Origin of the sequence: Virgibacillus necropolis (assembly GCF_044793635.1) — a bacterium.
GTDB lineage: Bacteria > Bacillota > Bacilli > Bacillales > Amphibacillaceae > Virgibacillus_F > Virgibacillus_F necropolis_A.
In genome coordinates this window covers 3,665,577-3,688,004 of sequence record NZ_CP084992.1, presented here as the reverse complement: position 1 = coordinate 3,688,004, position 22,428 = coordinate 3,665,577, and the positions used below count along the sequence as shown (strand labels likewise).

Annotated in this window: 18 protein-coding genes; 8 read left to right on the top strand and 10 right to left on the bottom strand. The window is 39.2% G+C overall.

The window, feature by feature from the left end:
- Positions 1–221: 221 nt before the first annotated feature.
- A complete protein-coding gene (locus LG329_RS18255; protein ID WP_404452275.1) occupies positions 222–1,250 on the top strand; it encodes an AimR family lysis-lysogeny pheromone receptor in 1,029 nt (342 codons plus the stop codon).
- 46 nt (positions 1,251–1,296) lie between these two features.
- Complete coding sequence (locus LG329_RS18250; protein WP_404452274.1) at positions 1,297–1,419, top strand: hypothetical protein; 123 nt, start codon at positions 1,297–1,299, stop codon at positions 1,417–1,419.
- Positions 1,420–1,662: 243 nt separating this feature from the next.
- Here LG329_RS18250 and LG329_RS18245 read toward each other — a convergent pair whose 3' ends face one another.
- The gene (locus tag LG329_RS18245; RefSeq protein ID WP_404452273.1) at positions 1,663–2,430 is read right to left on the bottom strand and encodes a cytochrome c oxidase assembly protein; all 768 of its coding nucleotides are present in this window, start codon (positions 2,428–2,430) and stop codon (positions 1,663–1,665) included.
- 328 nt (positions 2,431–2,758) lie between these two features.
- Between LG329_RS18245 and LG329_RS18240 the strand changes: the two genes are divergently transcribed.
- Complete coding sequence (locus tag LG329_RS18240; RefSeq protein ID WP_404452272.1) at positions 2,759–4,438, top strand: M4 family metallopeptidase; 1,680 nt, start codon at positions 2,759–2,761, stop codon at positions 4,436–4,438.
- A gap of 203 nt (positions 4,439–4,641) precedes the next feature.
- On the opposite strand, the gene LG329_RS18235 is transcribed toward LG329_RS18240, so the two are convergent.
- Positions 4,642–4,818, bottom strand: a complete 177-nt coding sequence (locus tag LG329_RS18235; protein WP_404452271.1) for a sporulation histidine kinase inhibitor Sda — start codon at positions 4,816–4,818, stop codon at positions 4,642–4,644.
- A gap of 486 nt (positions 4,819–5,304) precedes the next feature.
- On the opposite strand from LG329_RS18235, the gene LG329_RS18230 reads away from it, so the two are divergent.
- Positions 5,305–7,680 carry a penicillin acylase family protein gene (locus LG329_RS18230; protein WP_404452270.1) on the top strand — a complete coding sequence of 792 codons (2,376 nt, stop codon included), beginning with the start codon at positions 5,305–5,307 and terminating at the stop codon, positions 7,678–7,680.
- A gap of 64 nt (positions 7,681–7,744) precedes the next feature.
- Here LG329_RS18230 and LG329_RS18225 read toward each other — a convergent pair whose 3' ends face one another.
- The 5 genes from LG329_RS18225 to LG329_RS18205 form a co-directional block, all read right to left on the bottom strand.
- Positions 7,745–9,103: a GntP family permease gene (locus LG329_RS18225; RefSeq protein WP_404452269.1), complete on the bottom strand. Its 1,359-nt coding sequence runs from the start codon at positions 9,101–9,103 to the stop codon at positions 7,745–7,747.
- Positions 9,104–9,167: 64 nt separating this feature from the next.
- Positions 9,168–10,316, bottom strand: a complete 1,149-nt coding sequence (dgoD, locus tag LG329_RS18220; RefSeq protein ID WP_404452268.1) for a galactonate dehydratase — start codon at positions 10,314–10,316, stop codon at positions 9,168–9,170.
- A gap of 4 nt (positions 10,317–10,320) precedes the next feature.
- On the bottom strand, positions 10,321–10,956 hold the full coding sequence (locus LG329_RS18215; protein WP_404452267.1) for a bifunctional 4-hydroxy-2-oxoglutarate aldolase/2-dehydro-3-deoxy-phosphogluconate aldolase: 636 nt from the start codon (positions 10,954–10,956) through the stop codon (positions 10,321–10,323).
- Between the two features lie 14 nt (positions 10,957–10,970).
- A complete protein-coding gene (locus LG329_RS18210) occupies positions 10,971–11,924 on the bottom strand; it encodes a sugar kinase (RefSeq protein WP_404452266.1) in 954 nt (317 codons plus the stop codon).
- A gap of 76 nt (positions 11,925–12,000) precedes the next feature.
- On the bottom strand, positions 12,001–12,858 hold the full coding sequence (locus LG329_RS18205; protein WP_404452265.1) for a MurR/RpiR family transcriptional regulator: 858 nt from the start codon (positions 12,856–12,858) through the stop codon (positions 12,001–12,003).
- A gap of 285 nt (positions 12,859–13,143) precedes the next feature.
- Here LG329_RS18205 and gnd point away from each other — a divergent pair, with 285 nt between their 5' ends.
- Both gnd and gntK read left to right on the top strand, forming a co-directional pair.
- Complete coding sequence (gene gnd, locus LG329_RS18200) at positions 13,144–14,031, top strand: phosphogluconate dehydrogenase (NAD(+)-dependent, decarboxylating) (RefSeq protein ID WP_404452264.1); 888 nt, start codon at positions 13,144–13,146, stop codon at positions 14,029–14,031.
- Between the two features lie 73 nt (positions 14,032–14,104).
- On the top strand, positions 14,105–15,658 hold the full coding sequence (gene gntK, locus LG329_RS18195; RefSeq protein ID WP_404452262.1) for a gluconokinase: 1,554 nt from the start codon (positions 14,105–14,107) through the stop codon (positions 15,656–15,658).
- 69 nt (positions 15,659–15,727) lie between these two features.
- On the opposite strand, the gene eutH is transcribed toward gntK, so the two are convergent.
- Entirely contained in the window at positions 15,728–16,813 is a 1,086-nt protein-coding gene (gene eutH, locus LG329_RS18190; protein WP_404452261.1) for an ethanolamine utilization protein EutH, read from the bottom strand.
- A 162-nt stretch (positions 16,814–16,975) separates the two neighbouring features.
- Between eutH and LG329_RS18185 the strand changes: the two genes are divergently transcribed.
- A complete protein-coding gene (locus LG329_RS18185) occupies positions 16,976–18,079 on the top strand; it encodes a M24 family metallopeptidase (RefSeq protein ID WP_404452260.1) in 1,104 nt (367 codons plus the stop codon).
- Between the two features lie 279 nt (positions 18,080–18,358).
- The gene (locus LG329_RS18180; protein ID WP_404452259.1) at positions 18,359–19,588 is read left to right on the top strand and encodes a dicarboxylate/amino acid:cation symporter; all 1,230 of its coding nucleotides are present in this window, start codon (positions 18,359–18,361) and stop codon (positions 19,586–19,588) included.
- Positions 19,589–20,126: 538 nt separating this feature from the next.
- On the opposite strand, the gene dapG is transcribed toward LG329_RS18180, so the two are convergent.
- Positions 20,127–21,350: an aspartate kinase gene (gene dapG / locus LG329_RS18175; RefSeq protein ID WP_404452258.1), complete on the bottom strand. Its 1,224-nt coding sequence runs from the start codon at positions 21,348–21,350 to the stop codon at positions 20,127–20,129.
- Between the two features lie 16 nt (positions 21,351–21,366).
- Positions 21,367–22,413 (bottom strand): aspartate-semialdehyde dehydrogenase, encoded by a 1,047-nt coding sequence (locus LG329_RS18170; protein ID WP_404452257.1) that lies wholly within the window; start codon positions 22,411–22,413, stop codon positions 21,367–21,369.
- Positions 22,414–22,428 lie beyond the last annotated feature (15 nt).

Sequence of the window (22,428 nt, the reverse complement as noted above, 5' to 3'; positions counted from 1 at the left end):
ATACCCTGGAATCCGGCTTAACAGTAAGGTTCCAGGGTATTATTGGTTTTACTCTAAAGTAAGTTGCCCCTTCTTTCACACTTTCTATCAAGGGTAAATTTCTTGATAGAATAACGCGAAATTTGTCGAAATATCAGGCACTTATGCTCATGGGTTTTGTATAATTTTGTGGTATTATGTATTAAACTTTCAGAAAAGTTTTTACAGTTAGGAGTATAAAAATGACTACTGAATCTGTAAATAATTCTAAACTAGACATCATCCAAAATGGAAAGCTATCGTTGGCACATGCGATATCTATGCTTTCAGTACAACACGATGAACAAACGGTACTAAACCTTGTTCGTAAGTTATGTATGCAAAGTAATGAAAATGAAATTATGAAAAAGGGTTTGGAATTTTTATATATGAATGGTTTTTATGAGGACTTGCAGCTTTTAATTGATAAAAACATCAAATCAAAATCCAAATCAAATAACCAATGGGCAGCAGCCTATCAGCTAATGCTGGATAGGAAATTAAACCGTTTATCTCCACCAGAAATAATACACCGCGTAACAACACTCCAAAGTGAAGAACCAGGAATTATTTGTTTGATAGAATTTCTTAAGATTTCGACCCATTACGACATGCGTAATTTTGGAAAATTGGGAGACTTCCTAGATAAACAGCCATATCTTTTTGCTGCAGTTGACGATCCGTTTCTATTATCTTTTTTTAATATACGATTGTGTGAGATTTTATTCACCTATTATTGGGTACGAAACGAACTTATTATGGCTAGAAAATATGCTTTCCGGGTTTTAAACTTAACACAAAATCCGAGAACAAAAGCTGCTATAAATATAAATTTAGCACTGACCTACACTTTTGATACGTACAAACAAGGAATGTATCATCTACAAGAAGCGACAAAAGTTGCAAAAAAGCATGGACTCATGGATATCATTTACAAGATCCAAAATAATAACATACCATTTATTTCAGCTCATCATGGACGAGTAGAAGGAGTTTCAACTAGTGATCCAAGTGAACTAGCACATATTGAAATTGCGAAAGGAAATCATAAAAAAGCTGAAGACATCTTAAGAAAATTATCGTTCGATTCACCATTTCAACAATATTATTTAGGACTAGCCACGAATGACAAAGATTTATTGCACCAATCGCATAACAACTTTATTAACAAGCGTAGTGATCACTTCTTTGGCAGATTACCAATTCTAGCCTTACAGGAAATGGGTGCTTGATACAAAGCCTTAAATTATTTTCTCCAAATTGAAAGGGGGTGTCGATATGAAAAAAATCGGAATGCTTTTTTCAGTTATAGCTTTGACAATATTTTTTGTTAGTGCTCCAGTAAGTGCTTCAACGGGTCCGCTATTTCACAATGACCCTGGTTATGGAGATCTTGATTAATTCATAAAGAGAGCATTTTGTCTTTTGACCTGATTTAGTATAATAAACATTAGTAAAAAAGCAACTTTATAATGCATATATTATAAACCCACTACGCTTACTATATATCCATCAAAAGCCGGTATTCCTGCGGGAAAGCCGGCTTTTGATATAGAAATTAGTTGTTAATTATCCAACCATTTGATCAAATAGAATATTCCAAATCCCCTCCTCACTTTACGCATTCTGCGATTTTACAACTATTCATTTTCGTTTTCCAATCATATTGAAATGACTAAGTTGGTGTAAAACCAACATAGAGACTCCAGCTAAACGCTGGTCTGTCATGGATGATAACAGTCCCATCGCACTTCGTAGATTTTCAACTTGTTGGATCCCAAAGCATACATGTAATGCTGTTGCCCATGTAGCAGGGTCCTGATACGTTTTGTATAACGGTGCATCAGCAAAAACTAACAATAAACAGGCGGGCATTATTATCACACCACTCCACCGCATGTATCGTTTTTTTTGATGAAGTGGCCATTTCATTATCACGGGACTCCACATTCCTAAGGCTGTTATCAATAGGATTGAATGAAAGGCTTTATGTAACCACCAATTTGTCATCACAGCATCAAAGATCATCGGAATATGATAAAGAGCAAATAATCCACAAAAAACAAACATATAAACCATCGGCCTATTAACAGTCAAAGTTACGGCTTTATTGCCAAAAAATTCACGCAAATGCTCAATTAGTTCTCTTGGAACTCCAATTAAAAGTAGCGGGGGCACAAAAAAGTAGAGTATTGCCATCTGAATCATATGTACACTAAAAAAAAGGTGACCAATACCATAAATTGGACTTCCAAGACATATATAAAGGAGGAACAAACCAAGGAGAAATCTTTTTTTACCTGCAGAATATTGGTACGCCACTAACAAATATAAGACACCGCACCCTAAAACCAACGCAAGTAATGGTATGTTCCACCAGCTACTTATTTCCATTAATAAATATGTAGGCATCCTCTACCTCCCTCATGTCTAACGGAAAAAGAACCTTCATTAATTTTACTAAGAAGCACCATATATTATTATTCAATTGAAAGTTCCGATATGTATACCATAATAATCATTGGATCAACTGAACCGGCTGGAAACTCGTACTCAAAAAGTTCACCTAGATAAGGAATCCTATTAAATGTGCCATGATAAGGTAGAATGTCCCATATTTTGTCATTTTCCGTACTTATCTCCCGTTTTTCTTAAAATAATAAATAGTCCGAATTGTACTTACAAAAGTCGACATCCCTCGTATATAATTTAATTACACTATTTGAGGAGGGATTTGTTGATGAATAAGAAATGGATTGTACCGATGGTTTTGTCCGCAGCAATGGTCACCACTCCAATGGTATCAAGTGGACAAACCATAACAGTAAAAGACACAAATTTAGTCCAACATGAGATACATAAACAAAAGCCCAATGCCAAACAGTTAAATGTTCCGATCTTTGTTAAAGAAAAAAAGTTGGAACACATTACAACAAAAGATGCCAAGCAATTTCTCAATAAGAACAAGGGACTTTTCAACATGAAAAATGGAAAGAGCCAATTTAAAGTAAAGAAAACTAAAAAGGACAAAATCGGAATGAAGCATGTCAGTATGGAGCAAACGGTAAACGGGGTTCCAGTTGAAGGCAGTGAAGTAATCGTTCACTATGGTAAAAGTGGTAGTGTTCAAAGCGTAAACGGGTATTACAACAGAGCACTTGAAGAAACTGATCTGTCAACGAAAGCTTCAATTTCTAAACAAAAGGCTTTGGAAACTGCTAAAGATAAAGTCTCTGCTCCAGATGTATTACCATATGAGCCGACTGCAGAATTAGTCATCTACCCTTTTAATGGCGAGAATCATTTAGCTTACAAAACAAATGTAAACTTTCTTGGCAAAGAGCCTGGAAACTGGTATGTATATGTTGATGCGCACAGTGGTGAAGTAATTGACAAAATTAATACACTGATGGATGTCGGTCAATATAAAGCTTCAAAGGGATCAGGTATTGGAGTATTGGGTGATAAACGTAATTTGCATATTTCCCACAAAAACACTCCTGGAGATAATAAAGGAACAATGTTTTTCCTAAATGATATTTCACATGAAAACTTAGAAGGCATTCGTACTTACGACCTCAACAATCAATGGAACGCACCATTTCCTGGTGAATTATTCTCGAATCAGGATGCTGCTTTTCATGACAAATACGACCGGGCTGCTGTAGATGCCCATTACAACTCGGAAAAAGTGTACGAGTATTATCTTGAAGAACATGATCGAAATTCCATTGATGGTGAAGGCATGGCAATTATCTCATCCGTCCACTTTGGAAAAAATTATAACAACGCCTTCTGGAACGGCGAACAAATGACTTATGGTGACGGAGATGGTGATTTTTTCATCTCGCTTTCAGCTGGTCTTGATGTGGCCGCTCATGAAATGACGCACGGTGTGACAACTCATACCGCGGGATTAAGATACCGAAACCAATCCGGATCTCTAAACGAATCATTTTCCGATATATTCGGTGCATTAGTCGATGAGGAGGATTGGGAGCTCGGTGAGGATATTATGGGAGATGAAGCCGTTGCTTCGGGAAGAACGTCTCTTCGTAGTTTAGACACTCCAAGTAAATACTTGGTTTCAGAAGACTTTTGGGAATATGGAGATGGAAGTGGCACATATCCATCCCATATGGATCAATATTATGATTTGCCTTTAAGTTTGGATAACGGTGGCGTTCATATTAACTCTTCAATCTTCAACCATGCCGCTTACCTTATCGGAACCCAAATCGGCAAGGACAAGCTCGGTCATATATACTATCGCGCATTGGTTCATTACTTAACACCAAACTCTGATTTCAAAGACGCCCGTGATGCTGTCGTACAATCAGCAGTAGATCTATACGGTGATGGCAGCGAAGAAGCACAAGCCTCGGCAAATGGTTTTGATGAAGTCGGGATTATGGAATAACCTTATTCTTGATAAAACCAGCTGGTGAATTCCCCCTCACCAGCTGGTTTTATTTTTTATAAAGATAAATAAGGGATTACAAAATCATCGCCACCGGGACCAGTGCGGCCACAAAACCCCTATCGCGAAGCGTGCAACTTACACGTGCACCATATTCTTCAATTACTTCATCACCTATATCCTGGCCCCTTTCATCATCTATACTAAACTTCCACCTTATTAACATAACTACTATCATTGTTATTTAGTAATCTGGTATGATCGATACCTCTTCTATTTATTTCATTCATTAATAATTCTATATAAGCTTCGTTCAAGTTCAGTTCTAATGCTTTGTTATATGTATCTATTAATGTATTATCACTTAAGCACTGCATCATATTCACTTCCTTTTAAAATATCCTCTACTAGCCAATTCACTTTTTTATAGTCCTAAATACCTACCTTTAAACCTTTTCCATTTACGGAAATTCACCATAAAAATCCAGGTAAATTAATGCATTTATCAAACACTATTTTCAGCAGAAAATAGTGTTTTGCTGTGTCGACTTATAGGTCTATTTCCCCGAATTGCTTAAGTTTAAACCTGTTGATAAATTAAATTAATCATTTCCTAGACAGTTGTCAATTCAACATATATTATTCTTAATTAGGTTTTAAAAAGGAATCTACCAATCTATGTCGAATAATTATTATATAAAGTACAACTTCATTAAGGGGTCTTTTCTCCCGCTAATGTTGGTTGTACGATTGGGCTTGTACGGGCAATTATCCCACAACTATAATTTTTGGCTTACCTCCACTTTTGATCAAGGGAATTTAGTGCCCGTCAACCTGCGATAAATAAAACACAGGGGGATATTTTATTGCAAACACAGGAGGTTTTTGTAGAGCCGCAAAAGAAAAAGCGTAATAAAAAGAAAATCCTACTCATTACTTTCGGAGTACTAGTTGCGGTTGGTGTTATCTTATTTGTTTTTGCGAACGCCTACATAAATAAGTCACTTGCACAGGTTGAAGGGACTATTGAACTATCAGCGCTCGAGAATGAAGTGACCGTGATAACTGATGAAAATGGTGTACCGCATATTAAGGCTGAAAATGCTCATGATCTTTATATCGCCCAAGGATATATTCAGGCTCAAAGCCGAATGTTCCAAATGGAAATGTCACGCAGACAGGCATCAGGTACGTTGAGCGAAGTTGTTGGTGAAGTTGCAATTGATCATGATAAATATTTTCGTACCCTTGGTTTGAGGCGTGCAGCGGAAGAATCATATAAAATTTATTCTGATGAATCAAAGCAGGTATTACAGTGGTTTGCTGATGGTGTAAATGCCTACATTCATCAAGCGAAGGCAGAGAATAGTTTGCCAATTGAGTTCACGTTGATGGGGTCTGAGCCAGCCGAATGGACTCCTATCGACTCGTTGACAATTGGAAAATATATGGCGTTTGACTTAGGTGGACACTGGGAGCAACAAGCTTTTAATTATTATGCGCTGAATAATTTTACTGAAGAAAAGGCATATGAACTGTTTCCGAAATATCCGGATAATAAGCCTACTATAATAGGTGAAAATGAGCTGGATGTTGCGGCTAGTTTTGATCAAGCTGTTATTCCTCATACTTTTAATGGAAGCAATAACTGGGTTGTTAGTGGTGAAAAATCAGAATCCGGTATGCCACTTTTGGCAAATGATCCACACTTAGGACTTGCTACCCCGTCCATTTGGTACCAGATGCATTTAGAGACTCCAGAAGTAAATGTTAGTGGTGTTATTTTTGCTGGTGTTCCTGGAATTATTCTCGGTCATAACGAGGATATCGCATGGGGAGTTACAAATACGGGACCAGATGTGCAACAGCTTTATTTGGAAAAAAGAAATCCAGATAACCCGCATGAATTTTTATATGAAGGTGAATGGGAACAAGCTCAAGTAATGGATGAGCCAATTAAAGTGAAAGATGGCGAAACAATTGATTATCAAGTTATCGAGACCCGCCATGGCCCAATAATATCCAATTTTGCAAACGACAGCGTAAAGAATACGGTCATGTCATTGAGATGGACGGCACTCGAACCAACAACAGAACTTGCGGCCATTTTAGAAATAAATAAAGCTTCGAATTGGGATGAATTTGAAAAAGGTTTGGAAAAATTCCTATCCCCTCCCCAAAATTTTGTATTTGCTTCAAAAGATGGAACGATTGCTTATAAAGCGAATGGAAATATCCCTATTTATGAAGACGGTGAGGATGCACTATTGCCGCTAGAGGGCTGGGAAAAAGAAAATGATTGGAAGGGATACATCCCATTTGATGAATTGCCAACAGTTGTTAACCCTGAAAAAGGGTTTATTGCAACGGCAAACAACAAAATAGTCGGGGATGATTACCCTTATCACATTAGTAATGTTTGGGCACAGCCATATCGTTATGAACGTATCGCTGAGGTTCTTGCAGCAGGCGATGATTTTACTGTAGAAGATATGGAAGACTTGCAAATGGATCAAATGAATTTGCAAGCTCGCGAATTTGTTCCGATGTTTGCTGAGGCATTGGAGGATGCGAATCTGTCCACGGTTGAGGAAAAAGCATTGAAATTGCTATCGAATTGGAATTATGAGGATAAAGTTAACGCCTCGCAGCCTCTGATATTTCATTATTGGCTAGATGAAATCGAAACCATTTTGTATGAAGATGCGATACCTGAAGACGTGATGGATTTATTTGGCAGTAAAGGACAAACAACCGACGAAATATTACGAAGTGGTAATGACTCGATTTGGATTCAGGAAAATGGCGGATTTCAAACCGTGCTTCATACTGCATTGAAAAATACGTTGACCCATTTGACTGAAGAATACGGTAGTGACCTGACTGCTTGGCAATGGGGGGATTACCATAGAGTACAGTTTCCTCATCCATTGTCAGATATAAGTCCAGTATTGGCATTCTTTTTCAATAATGAAGACCCAATTCCAGTCGGTGGAAGTAGCGTCACCCCAATGGCGGCTAGCTATGATACTAAAACGGGAATCGTTGATCACGGAGCATCCTGGCGATTTGTTATTGATACGAGTGACATGAAGAAAGGCTATCATATAGTTGGCCCAGGGCAAGCAGGTCACTTTAAGAGTGACTGGTACCATGACCAAATGAACGATTGGGTTGACGGAAAATATCATTTGACGAATATGAATGGAAGCAAGGGAACGGAATTGACATTGGAACCATAGAGTTAAACTTATTAAAAACAGCTATCCTTTCGTTTAAAAGGATAGCTGTTATATTTAATATACATTAGATAAACATACTAATTATTAGCGTCATACCGAAACCTACTAAAGCAATGATTGTTTCCATCACTGTCCAGGATTTCAATGTATCTTTCTCGGACATACCGAAGAAACGGTTAACCATCCAGAAACCTGAATCATTAACATGGGATGCAATGGTTGCACCTGAAGCAATTGCGATAACAAGCAAGGCGAGCATCGGTCCTTCAATTCCAAGAGTACCAATTACAGGTGTGATTAAACTAGCTGCAGTAACCATTGCAACTGTAGCTGAACCTTGTGCAATACGAATTGCTGCAGCTACTATGAATGCAAACACTAGAACCGGTATATTTAGAGTGCTCATTGAATCAGCAAGTACATCTCCAATTCCAGTTTCAACCAGCACTTGGCCAAAGATACCACCTGCACCTGTAATCAAAATGATGATACCTGCAGGCTCAAGAGACTTCGTTGCTATTTCCTGAATCTCTGCTCTAGAGTATCCACGTCGTGTACCAAGTAGGTAGAAGGTTAATAAAGCTGTGATTGTTAATGCAACCCCTGGATTACCAATAAACGTAACAACTGTTCGCATTGTGCTTTCCTCTGGTAGTGCTACACTTGCAAATGTGTTTAATAAAATAAGAAAAAGTGGTAGTAAAATAAGTGTTGCAATCATGCCAAAGCTTGGAAGTTCTTTATCATATTGCTTGCCTCTAGCTTCTTCCGCCATGTTTTGCATCATCAATTTTGGCACTTCAACGTGAATCTTTTTAGAAATATAGGTACCGAAAATTGGACCTGCGATAATCGCTGCTGGAATACCTGCCATCAAACCAAATAGGATAACCCAACCGATATTAGCCCCTAATAAGGAAGCTACTGCAATCGGACCTGGAGTTGGTGGTACGAAACTGTGTGTTACCGCCAAACCAGCTAATAGTGGGATACCATAAAAAAGCAATGATTTCCCTGTTTTTTTCGCCAAGCTATATAAAATTGGCACTAAAATAACAAATGCTACGTCTAGAAACACTGGAATAGAAATAATAAAACCGGTAAGCATAAGCGCCCAGTTAATACGTTTTTCACCAAACTTATCCATCAGTGTTAGTGCCAAACGTTCTGCACCACCTGATACTTTTAGAATCTCACCAAACATGGCACCGACCCCGATAATAACAGCAATCTCCCCAACGGTTCCGCCCATTCCGGCCTGTACGGCTGCGAAAATCTCTGATGGGCTCATACCTGCTATAAGACCAACAATATAACTAACGACAATTAGTGCAAGAAATGCTTGAAGATTAATACGAATGACAAGAAATAATAATAACCCTACGCCGAAAACGGCAAGTAAAATTAACCCTAATGTAGACATTTAAACGCTCCCCTTTTTGTTGTTTGTAACAATAATATTTCCAATATCTATTACTAAAAGTCCCCTACCATTCCGCAACTGTGCCATCCTTGTGACGCCAGATTGGATTTTTCCATTGGTGACCAACCTTTGATGCTTCCTTGACACGTTCTTCGTTGATCTCGATGCCGAGTCCGGCTCCCTTTGGCATACTAACTGAACCAGATTCGTATTCAAATACCGTTGGATCAACAAGGTAATCCAAAAGGTCACTACCCTTGTTGTAATGAATTCCAAGACTTTGTTCCTGAATAATACAGTTCGGCGTACATGCATCAACCTGGAGCGATGCTGCTAAATTGATAGGTCCAAGTGGTGCGTGTGGTGCAACCGCTACATCAAACGTTTCAGCCATTGTCGCAATTTTTTTCACCTCGAGAATCCCTCCGGCATGTGACAAATCGGGTTGTATAATATCCACGACACCGTCCATCAACATTTGCTTGAATCCCCAGCGCGTATAGTTACGTTCACCTGTAGCAATTGGTGTGGTCGTATGATTCGCAATGTCCCTGAAAGCCTCGATATTTTCAGCAAGTACAGGCTCTTCGATAAACATTGGTCGATAAGGCTCAAGCTCCTTCACAAGAATTTTGGCCATTGCTTTGTGTACCCGGCCATGGAAGTCAATTCCTATACCAAAGTCATTACCAACAGCGTCGCGAATAGCTGCTACCCGATTAACAGCTGCATCCACTTTTGAGTAGCTGTCAATATAATTCATTTCTTCGGTCCCGTTCATCTTGATTGCTGTAAATCCTGCATCGGCTTTCTCCTTTGCGGCAGCACCAACATCTTGTGGACGATCCCCGCCAATCCACGAATAAACCTGAATGTTATCGCGAACCGCTCCGCCTAGCATTTCGTAGACGGGCATATTGTAATATTTTCCTTTGAGGTCCCATAGCGCTTGCTCAATTCCGGAAATTGCGCTCATAAGGATTGGGCCGCCACGATAAAATCCCCCGCGATACAAGACTTGAAAATGATCTTCAATATTACGTGGGTCCTTGCCGATTAAGTAGTCCATTAATTCTCGTACAGCGGCTTCCACTGTTTGGGAACGCCCTTCGACAACCGGCTCACCCCAACCGCTGATTCCTTCGTCTGTTTCAATTTTCAAGAATAACCAACGTGGTGGTACTTGATAAAGTTCAAAACCAGTAATTTTCATATCCTTACACATCCTTTATTGATTCTACAAATTGTTGTGCTTTTTCAGTGATACCCTTTAATGTATCTGGATTAATCGGTTGTTTTGTGTTAACTAACGCACTACCAAGACCTGCCGCAACAGAACCATTTTCAAAATACTGCCTTACATTGGACAAATCGACGCCACCGGTAGGCATTAACGGAATGTGAGGTAAAGGTCCATGGATATCTTTTATATAACTCGGGCCCATCGTACCTGCAGGAAATACCTTAATCAGGTCCGCACCATGTTCATATGCTGTTAAAATTTCTGTTGGAGTTAATGCACCTGGAATGCTTACAACACCATAGCGTTTCGTCAATCGAATCGTCTCCACATTAACCGTTGGCGAAAATATGAAGCGCGCACCTGCCATAATTGCTGTTCTTGCTGTTTCAGGATCAAGAACAGTACCAGCACCAACAATCATTTGATCGCCGAACTCTTGATTCACGCTTCTAATTAACGTATCTACTTGCGGTGTATCCGCCGTAATTTCTAAAATATGAACACCGCCCGCATGAAGAGCACGAGCGATGGATAAAACATCATCACCTTTCGCACCACGTATGACAGCGACCAACTTGTGATCCTTTATTTGCTGAAATGTATCTACCATATCTGGAAACCTCCTTATCTTTCAACATCATCCTGATGGGATTTATTTATAAAACTAGTAAGTCTTTTCTTATCAGGTAATCCTTCCACATCACCATCAGCCATCGTTACCATTGCCCCAACAGCATTGCCACGTCTGACAGCTTCCTTCAAATCAAGTTCGTCAATAAAACCAGACAAACAGCCAGCCGCAAAACCATCACCAGCACCGACTGGATCCACTACTTGTTCTACCGGAAACCCTTCCACAAATCCTGCTGTCTTGTTGGATAAAACATAGGCACCCTTCTTGCCAAGTTTCATAATCACCGTAGAAGCACCGTTATCATAAAATGCTTGTGCCAATGATTCGGGATCTGATTTACCGAATAAAAATTCTGCCTCATCTACCCCAGGTAAAACAATGTCAGCCATTGAGGACAATTCCGTAAGAACTTTTCTTGCCTTATCCTCCTCCCATAACTTGCGCCTGAGATTAGGGTCAAAAACCACGGTTACACCATTCTTTTTTGCATAGTTAATCGCAGTTAAAGCGGATTCATAACAGTCCTCACTTAGTGCGGGAGTGATACCAGTAACATGTAGATATTTTGCACCGGAAATATAAGCTTCATCTAGTTCAAGGGCCGACATCCGGCTCGCCGCCGAATCATTCCGATAATACTTCACCCTTACTTCATTAGAAGACAATTTTTCTTTAAAAAAGAGACCCGACGATGCACTATCATCAAACTTTACCTGGCTAACATCAACGCCTTCTCCACGAATAAACGAAAGAATTCGCTCGCCGAGCTCATCATCCCCAAGTTTGCTGATCCAACCTGTCTTATACCCAAGCCTTGTCAGTCCGATTGCTACATTCGACTCAGCACCAGCAACCTTTGTTGAAAAGTCACCGGCATAACGCATAAGTCCGGTCGATTTCGGGGTAAACAACACCATCGTCTCGCCTAGTGTTACAACATCCATTTTTAGTAGCCCCCTTTTTATATCCAGTACAATAAAACGTTTACATTAATGGAAAAAAACACATAATTTTAATTCATTATAGCCGTTTCAAGGACATTGCCTCACGCATATTTTGTAAAGCTTCTCGCCCTTTCTCTTTTTTCGCAATCATCACATTCGTATACAATGCATCAATAATGCTGAGTTGTGCTATCCTTGATGACATTGCTTCGGAACGGTAATCAATTTCTTCTGCAACCGTATATAGTGAAAGTTCCACTTCTTTTGTTAAAGGAGACTTAGCAAAATTGGTTATGCTAATAGTTTTGACTCCCTTTCCCTTTAAAGTTTGTAAAACATCAAGCAAATCCTTTGTAGAACCCGAATGTGATATTAATACCGCAACATCCTTGTCCGTTAATTGTGATGCTGACATTCGCTGCATGTGCGATTCGAGGTTGGAGCTGACCTGTAAGCCACTGCGGATAAATTTGTGATATGCATCCAGTGCTACTAGCGCTGATCCACCATTACCAAAGAACTCCACCCGCTCCGCTTCTAAAATCATTTCAACAGCTCGTTCAAAAATTTTCCCATCAATAATATGCATGGTATCTTCGAGTGTCTTAATATTAGAACGGAATACTTTTTCCGAAACGGTTCCAATGTTATCGCCTTCGCTTATTTTTTCATGAATATCATTCATTGGCGTTACAATTTCAGCCGCTAGTGCGATTTTAAACGCCTGATATCCCTTAAAACCAATCCGCTTACAAAAACGAAACACCGTTGATTCTGCTACATTTAACTCGTCTGCTACCTGATTAATTGTATGGTGAATAATATTTTGGGGATTATGTAAAATATAGTCCGCAATTTTCTTTTCTTTATCACTAAACCTTCCATAATTTCCACGTATACTCGCTAAACCATGATGATTTTGCGCATTATTCATTGGCCCTCTCCTTATCTTAATTATTAAAAATGATTATACAAGAAAAAAATTCTTTTATCAACGTTGCGTACGGAAAAAAATTTGATATACTTACATTAGAACGAGAAAAGTGCAAGTGCCTTGGTCACCCCGAAAAGCTTAAGACGAACCTATATGTGATGGGTTTTTACCACACAAAGTGATTTGACTTAAGAACTCAAGGGGTAGGCGCTTGAGCTAGACAAATATAATCAATGTTTAATTTTACTTTATTTTTTTAAAAATTTTTTCAATGAGGTGGACACTATGAAAATAGGTATTATTGGCCTAGGCAAAATGGGTCTGAATTTGGCATTAAACTTAATTGATCACGATCATGAAATTGTAGGTCACGATAATAATTCAGTTAATGTTGATAATAAGAAACTACAAATAAAAACATCAATAGCAGATCTTGTACAGGAACTCCCAACGCCAAGAAAGATATGGCTAATGGTTCCAGCTGGTGAGATTACAGAATCAGTTATCAACGAGCTAACACCACATTTAACAGAAGGTGATCTGGTAATTGATGGTGGAAATTCCAATTATAAAGACACGGTAAGACGTTCCGAATCTCTTCTGGAAAAAGGAATTTATTTCTTCGATTGCGGAACAAGCGGTGGTACTGACGGAGCAAGACACGGTGCTTGTACGATGATTGGCGGAGACCCAGAGAAATTTAAGGAAATAGAACCCCTCTTTAATGATCTATCCGTCGAGGATGGCTATCTATACACAGGAAAGTCAGGTAGTGGACACTTTTTGAAAATGGTCCATAATGGTGTTGAGTATGGCATGATGCAATCTATCGCAGAAGGATTTGAAATTCTAAACAAAAGTGATTTTGATTACGACTATGAAAAAGTCTCTAAAGTGTGGAATAACGGATCTGTTATACGTTCCTGGTTGATGGAATTAGTTGAAAATGCTTTTTCAAAAGATGCTAACCTTGATCAATTACGTGGTGTAATGAATTCGTCTGGAGAAGGAAAATGGACAGTTGAATCGGCACTCGACTTTCAAGTTGCTGCACCAGTTATCGCGTTATCATTAATGATGCGTTATCGTTCTCAAGAAGACGATACATTCTCTGGTAAAGTTGTCGCAGCGTTACGAAATGAATTCGGTGGACATGAAGTAATTAATAAATAACGTATAGTAGGAAAAAGGAAGCTTTAACTGTCCTTTTTCTTTTTCTACTGCAAGTAAAGGGGGAACAGCAACCATGAAACAATCTTTCTATTTAGGGGTAGACATTGGAACAACGAGTACGAAAGCACTTCTATATACAAAACAGGGTGAGGTTGTTACGTCTCACACAATAAACTATCCATTACATACTCCAAACCCATTAATCGCGGAACAAAATCCGGATGAAATAGTTGATGCAGTCCTTGGATCGATAAGGGAAACCATTCGAAAAAGCGACATATCCAAAGATCAGCTAAACTTTATTTCATTTAGCTCTGCCATGCACAGCTTAATCGCAGTTGACAATGAGGGTGCATTATTAACCAACAGTATTACATGGGCCGACACAAGAAGTGCAGAGTACGCTAAGGAAATTAAAGAAAACCATAATGGTCACGCGATATATTTACGAACAGGCACGCCAATACACGCCATGTCACCATTAGCTAAATTGGTTTGGTTAAAGGCTGAAAAACCGGTAATCTTTGAAAAAGCAGCTAAGTTCATTTCGATCAAAGAGTACGTTTTTTACAAGCTTTTCGATAAGTACGTAGTTGATTATTCAATCGCTTCCGCAACTGGGTTGTTTAATTTGCAATCGCTTGATTGGGACGCAGAAGCACTACAACTTGCTGGGGTAACTCCAAAACAGTTATCGGAAATAGTTCCGACTACCTATAAAATGACTGGGGTTAAAAAAGAATACCAAACGTCTATGGGAATTGATGGAAATGTACCGTTTATTATTGGTGCTAGTGACGGTGTCCTTTCTAATTTGGGTGTTAACGCAATTGACCCAGGTGTAGTAGCTGTAACAATCGGGACTAGCGGAGCCATTCGAACCGTTTACAATGAACCAAAAACAGATCCAAAGGGGCGAATATTTTGCTATGCCCTTACTGAAAATCATTGGGTCATTGGTGGACCCGTGAATAATGGCGGGATTATTTTACGTTGGCTTCGTGATGAATTTGCTGCTGCTGAAGTTGAAACTGCCAAACTGTTAGATATTGATCCGTATGACGTTTTGACAAAAATAGCAGATGGTGTAAAACCAGGCTCCGATGGCTTGATTTTCCATCCATATATGACTGGGGAACGTGCTCCATTATGGAACGCAAATGCACGTGGGTCATTTTTCGGCCTAAGTATACATCATAAAAAACAACATATGATTCGAGCAGTTCTAGAAGGAACCATTTATAACCTATATACTGTACTGTTAGCACTTGAGGAATTAACAGGCGAACCAACACGCATACAAGCAACTGGTGGTTTTGCCCGCTCTGAAGTGTGGCGTCAGTTAATGGCAGATATTTTTGATAAACCTGTGATTGTCCCAGAAAGCTTTGAAAGCTCATGCCTGGGAGCTGTTGTGCTTGGCATGTATGCAACGGGAGAAATAGACGATTTTAGCATTGTATCAGAAATGGTTGGAAATACAAATACGCATCAACCTGTTGAAGAAACAACGGCTGTTTACCGTGAAATTTTGCCAATTTACATTCGGTTGTCACGAATGCTTAATGATGAATATGAAAGCATTGCGGCATTTCAAAGAAAATATATAGGTGAAGGAAACGAATAAGTCTTTTATATTGTAAAAAGTCACAGCCGTTGAGCTGTGACTTTTTATCCTTAAAGTTAAATTAGTGAATCAATCCAAATTTGCAGACCTGGGTAACATTATCACAGCTAAAATTACAGCACTAATTCCCCCGACTAGCTTCCCTACAATCATAGCAAATACTACTTCTTTGTTAATTCCTGCTACAAACCCTAAATGACTCCCAAATACAAAAGCTCCACTTACTGCAAAAGCTACATTAATAACTTTTCCCCTTGGCTCCATATCTTTCAGTATGGTTAGCATTGGAATATTATGTGCAAGTGATGCTACTAAACCTGTAGATGACGTATCACTAATCCCAAGCATGGAACCCATTTTAGCCAAAGGTTTTTTAAACACCTTAGAGATAAACAATACCATTGGAAATGCACCCGCTAGAAAGACAGCTATCATTCCAACAATTTGAATTCCCTCGCTTAGTGGTGTCAAGTTAGGTATCACTGTTATGCCAGTTAATGTTTCAATAATGATTGCTGTTAAACCAATTATAGCTAATATTTCAATAAACTTTCCAAAAATCGAAAACCCAATAATCATTTTATGTGGCTTTTTCCACAACCCTATTGAAATAAGGATAGAAAACAGAATAGTAGGCGCGAGATTTCTAAGGATCATTACGATGTCCAAATTCGCAACCAAGCCACCCACTAAACAACCTATCGGTATAGTGATTAACCCCAATAGCACACCTTTCGCAAAATACGCATGATCCTTTTTTTCAATAATCCCAAGTGCCACTGGAATTGTAAATACTATTGTGGGACCCATCATAGTTCCTAAAAACACCCATGAGAACAATGCCGCATCAGGACTTTGAGCCATCTCTACTGCTAATGCCTGCCCACCCATATCTATTGCTAAAATTGTATTCGCAAAAGCTGCCGGATCTGCTCCGATTAAGCCATATATGGGAGCTATTACTGGGGTTAGAAAACTAGCAATAACAGGAGCCAATGCTATTATTCCAACCATTGCCAAAGTGAGTGAACCCATCGTATTAAAACCATCTGTAAACCGATCGCCAAAACCTAGTTTATTTCCGAAACATTTATCAAGTGCCCCTAAACAAAGAAAACCGACTACAATTAGGACAATAACGTCATTAATACCCATAGCTTATCTCCATTCTTATAAAACTTTAAAAGTATAATTATTTCTGGCTCTATTATGACATACATGTCTTTTGATATGGCATTTCAATTATAATCCAAACAATATCTTTGGCTCAAACCTTGCTTACTACTATAATGGAATTAGAAAATGGAGGTTTGTTCTATGCATATTGATTATCATACTAGACTAAAAACACTACAAGGTTACTTAATAGAAGAAAACATTGATGTAGCAATGATTACATCACCTGCAAATGTATTTTATTACACTGGTTTTAATTCAGATCCACATGAACGGTTTATGGCTTTAATTGTAGACAATCGTTCACAGGAAATCACTCTATTTGTTCCTGCCTTAGATGAAGAAATAGCCGCTAGCGAGTCATTCGTTGAAACGATCATCCCGATTTCCGATAATGAGAATCCATTTACGAAACTCAAAGCTAAGCTTGGAGAAAATATCTCGAACTTTGGACTTGAAATGAAAGAAATTAGTATGTTCCAACACAATCATTTGGTAACCGTCTTCCCTAATACGTCTTATGAAGATATCCAGCAATTTATCAATATACAACGTATGAAAAAGTCTAAATCTGAAGTAGCATTTTCAAGAAAAGCAGTTGAAGTTATTGAAAAAGTGTTGGCTGAAGGAATTAAAAAGGTAAAGGTTGGTATGACGGAACTAGAGCTAACAGCTGAACTAGAATATCTAATGCGGAAGTTTGGCGCGGATGGCCCTTCCTTTTCCACAATTGTATTAGCTGGTGAAAAAGCAGCCTTGCCACATGGCGTTCCTGGTGATCGAGCGTTTAAGAATGGTGATTTTCTTTTAATTGATATGGGCGTTATAAAAGATGGTTACTGCTCTGATACCACTAGAACATTTATTATTGGTGAAGCAACTGAAAAACAGAAAGAAATTTATGATATCGTATTGCAAGCGAATGAAGCTGGAATTAATTCTGTGAAAACGGGTGTACCTATCAAAACGTTCGACGTTGAAGCTAGAAACGTTATTAATAAACATGGTTATGAAGACTACTTCAACAATCGTGTCGGACATGGAATTGGAATTGAAGTACATGAAGAACCATCCATTCACGAAAACAATGACCAGCTCGCTGAAACAGGATTGTTATTTACAATAGAGCCTGGTATTTATATACCTGATTATGGCGGAGTTCGAATCGAGGATGAAGTTTATATAAACGAGGAAGGGAATGTTGAAGTATTGACATCGTTTCCTAAAAAGCTGCAGGTAATCTAGAAATATTTATGTACAAAAGGGAAAAAATTTGATAACTAAACGGCTGCAATCACCTCCTTTAAAAACTAGGAGGTGATTTTTAATTTTACCCCCTAGTCAACAACCGTAAAAAGTTCTAATTCGACTTGTACAACATACTTATTAATGTAATTCGTAATTTATTTTTTCAATATTCACTCTACTATAATCAAAAAGTGGAAAAGAGGTGTTCACTTTAAAGCCTTTATCGTAAATCAAGAAACATTTCCAAATCACTATTCTTAAAGGAGGCAGTTTGGAATGGACAAAATCAGAAAAATAGGCTTACTCACACAAATTTTAATTGCATTTGTACTTGCTATTATTGCTGGAATTATTTTTGGCCCGAGCATTGACGTTGTTCAGCCCTTAGGGGATTTATTTTTACGTCTTATTCAATTCATTATCGTTCCCTTGATCACATCCTCACTCATCGTAGGTGTTGCTAGTACTGGAAGCATGCAAACCCTTGGCAGAATCGGTGGAAAAACGATAATTTATTATTTAACCACCACCCTTATTGCTGTTAGTATTGGTCTAATTGCTGCATTAATGTTTAAACCTGGGGCTGGTGTCGATATCTCCTCTGCTGGAGCGGTACCAGAAGCAACCGAAACTGGCGGTTTCATCAATGTATTGTTAAACATCATCCCGACCAATCCAGTTGAGAGCCTATCAGGTGGCAATATCCTGCAAATTATTTTCTTTTCAATTTTCCTAGGAATAGGCATTACTATGGTAGGAAAAAAGGCAGATCCTGTATTCCGCTTCTTTGATGGACTAGCAGAAATCATGTATAAAATCACCTGGATTATCATGAAGCTTATTCCAATCGGAATTTTCGGCTTATTAGCACCAATCATTGGAGAGTACGGACTTTCCGTTTTGCTTCCTTTGATTAAGTTGATCCTGGTCGTCGCAATCGCCTGTATTGTACACGCAGCGGTCACCTATTCCATTGCTGTCAAAACACTTGGAAAAATGAACCCATTACAGTTTTTTAAAGGAATTGCACCAGCCAGTCTCGTGGCATTCAGCACACAAAGTAGTTCAGGAACTTTACCAGTCACAATTAAATGTTCGGAAGATAATTTAGGGGTAACGAAAAAAATATCGAGCTTCGTTTTACCCTTAGGTGCGACCATTAATATGGATGGAACGTCACTCTATTTGAGTGTCGCTGCTCTGTTCGCAGCACAAGCCTACGGAATTGAATTAACCTTTGCTCAAATCATGATGCTTGTTTTAATTGCAACTTTAGGTTCAATTGGAGCAGCCGGAGTACCGGGAGCAGGGTTAGTCATGTTAACACTAGTTCTAACTACATTGAATTTACCTCTGGAAGCGATTGCACTAATTGCAGGGGTAGATCGTTTCATGGATATGTTCCGAACGTCAGTTAATATCACGGGTGACGCTTCGGGAGCTGTTATTATCGACAAATCCGAAGAGGATAATGATGAGGGTGAATCAGGTGCTTTAGCCGGGTGAAAAACAGATGCGCATGAATAATTCATGCGCATCACCCCATTTATCAACCTCTATTTAGGCTCTTTTCGTACGCATTGTTGCTTTTCTTACCTTCATAGTTGATATATACTGCGACGTAACCAAAAGTCATGTTCAGTGCCCTGCGACCGCTACGGAAAAATCACTACGCTTTCCGCGGGCTTGCGCTGAGCCTCCTCGATCGCAAAGAACGCTCACTGCGGGGTCTCATCGTCTTCGCTGTTTCCGCAGGAGTCTCCGTGTTTTTCCTTCGCTAGGGTGGTGTCCAATAATGGAATGATAGTAATCACTTTATTGATTAGAGCATGAGTTTCCACTATTTTGGCAGTTGATTGGAGCTGCGGACAGTTGACTCCTGCGGGAACAGCACGAGTCTGAAGACCCCGCAGCGGTGGGCTTCCGCGAGGAGGCTGAAGCCGTGCCCGCGGAAAGCAACGGTCCGCAGCGGAAATCAACCAGCAGTTACGTCGCAGTATATATCTATTCCCCTCAAAAGCGACAATCTTTACGAAAACAACCTCTATTTATTAACGGGTTCAAGCACTTGACCCAAATGTAGCGTATCGTGTAAGGCATTTACTGCATCCATTATATCCTTCTCAAGAACTAGCACCCAAATGGTTGTATGACTGTCAGACGATTGTAGGATTTGAATTCCCTTTTCAGTTAATGCCTCCACGATTTTAGAAGCAATACCAGGGACCCCCATCGCCTCATCTCCAACTATTGATACTTTTCCACACCTCTCAACAACTTCCGGTTTAAAGCCTAATTTTGTCAGATGGTCAACTGCTTTTTCAGTAGAATCTTCTTGAATAGTAAATTGCATTCCAGTCGGTGTTATATTAATAAAATCAACTGATATTCCCGCATCTGCCATTACCTTGAAAACTTTCGAATGGAAACGATTCATTCCCTCATTATTCGTAATTTTAATCTGCGTAATAGATACCACATGAGCAATACCTGTAATTAGTTGATCGGGTATTTCTTTGATGTTTGAATTTGTCACCATAGTTCCATCTTCTGTTGAATAGGTGGAGCGTACGTGTAAAGGTATATTTGCTTCCATAACAAGTTCAACAGCTCTAGGATGAATTACTTTAGCCCCTTGATAAGCTAAATTGCAAATCTCCGAATACGTTACGATTTTTAATTGCCTGGCAGATTTAACCACCCGTGGATCCGCCGTCATGATCCCATTAACATCTGAAAAAATCTCAACTTTTTCGGCGTTCAGTGCGACTCCAAGAGCGGCTGCGGTTGTGTCGCTACCTCCCCTCCCGATTGTAGTTATCTCTCCCTCAGGTGTTTGCCCTTGGAATCCTGCAACTACCACCACATCATGGTTATCCATCTCAGTTAATAATCGGGAGGTATTAACACTTTTAATTTTCGCTTGGGTAAACTCTGAGGTTGTCATAATCCCTGCTTGGGCACCTGTCAGTGCAATAGATTTCAGATGATTATTCTGTAACTCATTTGATAAAACTACACTAGCAATTGTTTCCCCACAGGACACTAGTAAATCAGTTTCCCGTTTCGAAGGGGATAGCATTGACCTATTAATAAGAGCCAGTAACGTATCTGTAGCATAAGGATCAGGCATACGCCCTAACGCTGAAACAACCACTACCAATTTATAGTTCTTTTCGACTGCCTGCTTAATGTGGGAAACCACCTTCGAAATGCTATCCGGTGATTGTAATGATGTACCTCCAAATTTTTGTACTAAAACCGCCATTAATATCCCCTCCTATTTATAACCATTTATTTTCTATTAATCGTTGTGCGATTTGTATGGAATTCCATGCCGCACCTTTCAATAAATTATCGGAAACAATCCAAAAGTGAAATCCGGTAGGGACATCTAAATCTTTACGAACCCTTCCGATGAATACCTCTTTTTTATTTACCGCGCTTACCGGTGTCGGGTACGTTTGTGTAGCTGGATCATCTTCAAGCACAACACCTTCTGCATGTTGAAATGTTTTCTGTACGTCATCCACCGTTACGTTCGTACCTTCTGTTTCGATATACACACTTTCCGCATGGGATGTAAAAAATGGCAAACGAACGCACGTCGCTGCGACAGAAAGATCTAAGTCATGTAGAATTTTTTTGGACTCGTTTATCATTTTCATTTCCTCGAAAGTGAACCCGTTATCCTGAAACACATCAATTTGTGGCAATGCATTAAACGCAATTGGGTAATGTTTCGCCCCATTTTTAACGGGCAAAATCTCAGGCGTCGTTTCTTTCCCCTCCAATACCGCTTTTGATTGGTCTTCTAGTTCTTGAACAGCGCTTGTTCCTGCACCGGAAACAGATTGATAGGTGGATACAATAACACGCTTTACCCCAAATTTTTGTTGTAAAGGCTTTAATGCAGCGACCAACTGAATAGTAGAACAGTTTGGATTTGCAATAATGCCGTTATGCCACTTCAAATCTGATTCATTTACTTCTGGTACGACTAACGGTACAGATGGATCCATGCGAAATGCACTTGTATTATCCACAACAACCGCCCCGCGTTTAACCGCTTCATGCGCAAATTGCTTTGATACAGAACCGCCAGCAGAAAATAAAGCAATATCCACGTTATTAAAACTTTCAGGTGTGGCTCTTTCCACGACTAGCTCTGTGTTACGGAATAAAACCTTTTTTCCTGCAGAACGTTCCGACGACAATAATTTAAGTGTATCAACAGGGAATTTCTCAACTTCTAATAATTCAATTATTTTCTGACCGACAGCTCCTGTCGCACCGACGATAGCTACATTATATTTAGTTTTCACATCCATATACCGTCACCTCCC

Coding starts and splice junctions, on each gene's coding strand:
- LG329_RS18255 (WP_404452275.1), top strand. CDS start 222: ATGACTACTGAATCTGTAAATAATTCTAAACTAGACATCATCCAAAAT.
- LG329_RS18250 (WP_404452274.1), top strand. CDS start 1,297: ATGAAAAAAATCGGAATGCTTTTTTCAGTTATAGCTTTGACAATATTT.
- LG329_RS18245 (WP_404452273.1), bottom strand. CDS start 2,430: ATGCCTACATATTTATTAATGGAAATAAGTAGCTGGTGGAACATACCA.
- LG329_RS18240 (WP_404452272.1), top strand. CDS start 2,759: ATGAATAAGAAATGGATTGTACCGATGGTTTTGTCCGCAGCAATGGTC.
- LG329_RS18235 (WP_404452271.1), bottom strand. CDS start 4,818: ATGATGCAGTGCTTAAGTGATAATACATTAATAGATACATATAACAAA.
- LG329_RS18225 (WP_404452269.1), bottom strand. CDS start 9,103: ATGTCTACATTAGGGTTAATTTTACTTGCCGTTTTCGGCGTAGGGTTA.
- dgoD (WP_404452268.1), bottom strand. CDS start 10,316: ATGAAAATTACTGGTTTTGAACTTTATCAAGTACCACCACGTTGGTTA.
- LG329_RS18215 (WP_404452267.1), bottom strand. CDS start 10,956: ATGGTAGATACATTTCAGCAAATAAAGGATCACAAGTTGGTCGCTGTC.
- LG329_RS18210 (WP_404452266.1), bottom strand. CDS start 11,924: ATGGATGTTGTAACACTAGGCGAGACGATGGTGTTGTTTACCCCGAAA.
- LG329_RS18205 (WP_404452265.1), bottom strand. CDS start 12,858: ATGAATAATGCGCAAAATCATCATGGTTTAGCGAGTATACGTGGAAAT.
- gnd (WP_404452264.1), top strand. CDS start 13,144: ATGAAAATAGGTATTATTGGCCTAGGCAAAATGGGTCTGAATTTGGCA.
- gntK (WP_404452262.1), top strand. CDS start 14,105: ATGAAACAATCTTTCTATTTAGGGGTAGACATTGGAACAACGAGTACG.
- eutH (WP_404452261.1), bottom strand. CDS start 16,813: ATGGGTATTAATGACGTTATTGTCCTAATTGTAGTCGGTTTTCTTTGT.
- LG329_RS18185 (WP_404452260.1), top strand. CDS start 16,976: ATGCATATTGATTATCATACTAGACTAAAAACACTACAAGGTTACTTA.
- LG329_RS18180 (WP_404452259.1), top strand. CDS start 18,359: ATGGACAAAATCAGAAAAATAGGCTTACTCACACAAATTTTAATTGCA.
- dapG (WP_404452258.1), bottom strand. CDS start 21,350: ATGGCGGTTTTAGTACAAAAATTTGGAGGTACATCATTACAATCACCG.
- LG329_RS18170 (WP_404452257.1), bottom strand. CDS start 22,413: ATGGATGTGAAAACTAAATATAATGTAGCTATCGTCGGTGCGACAGGA.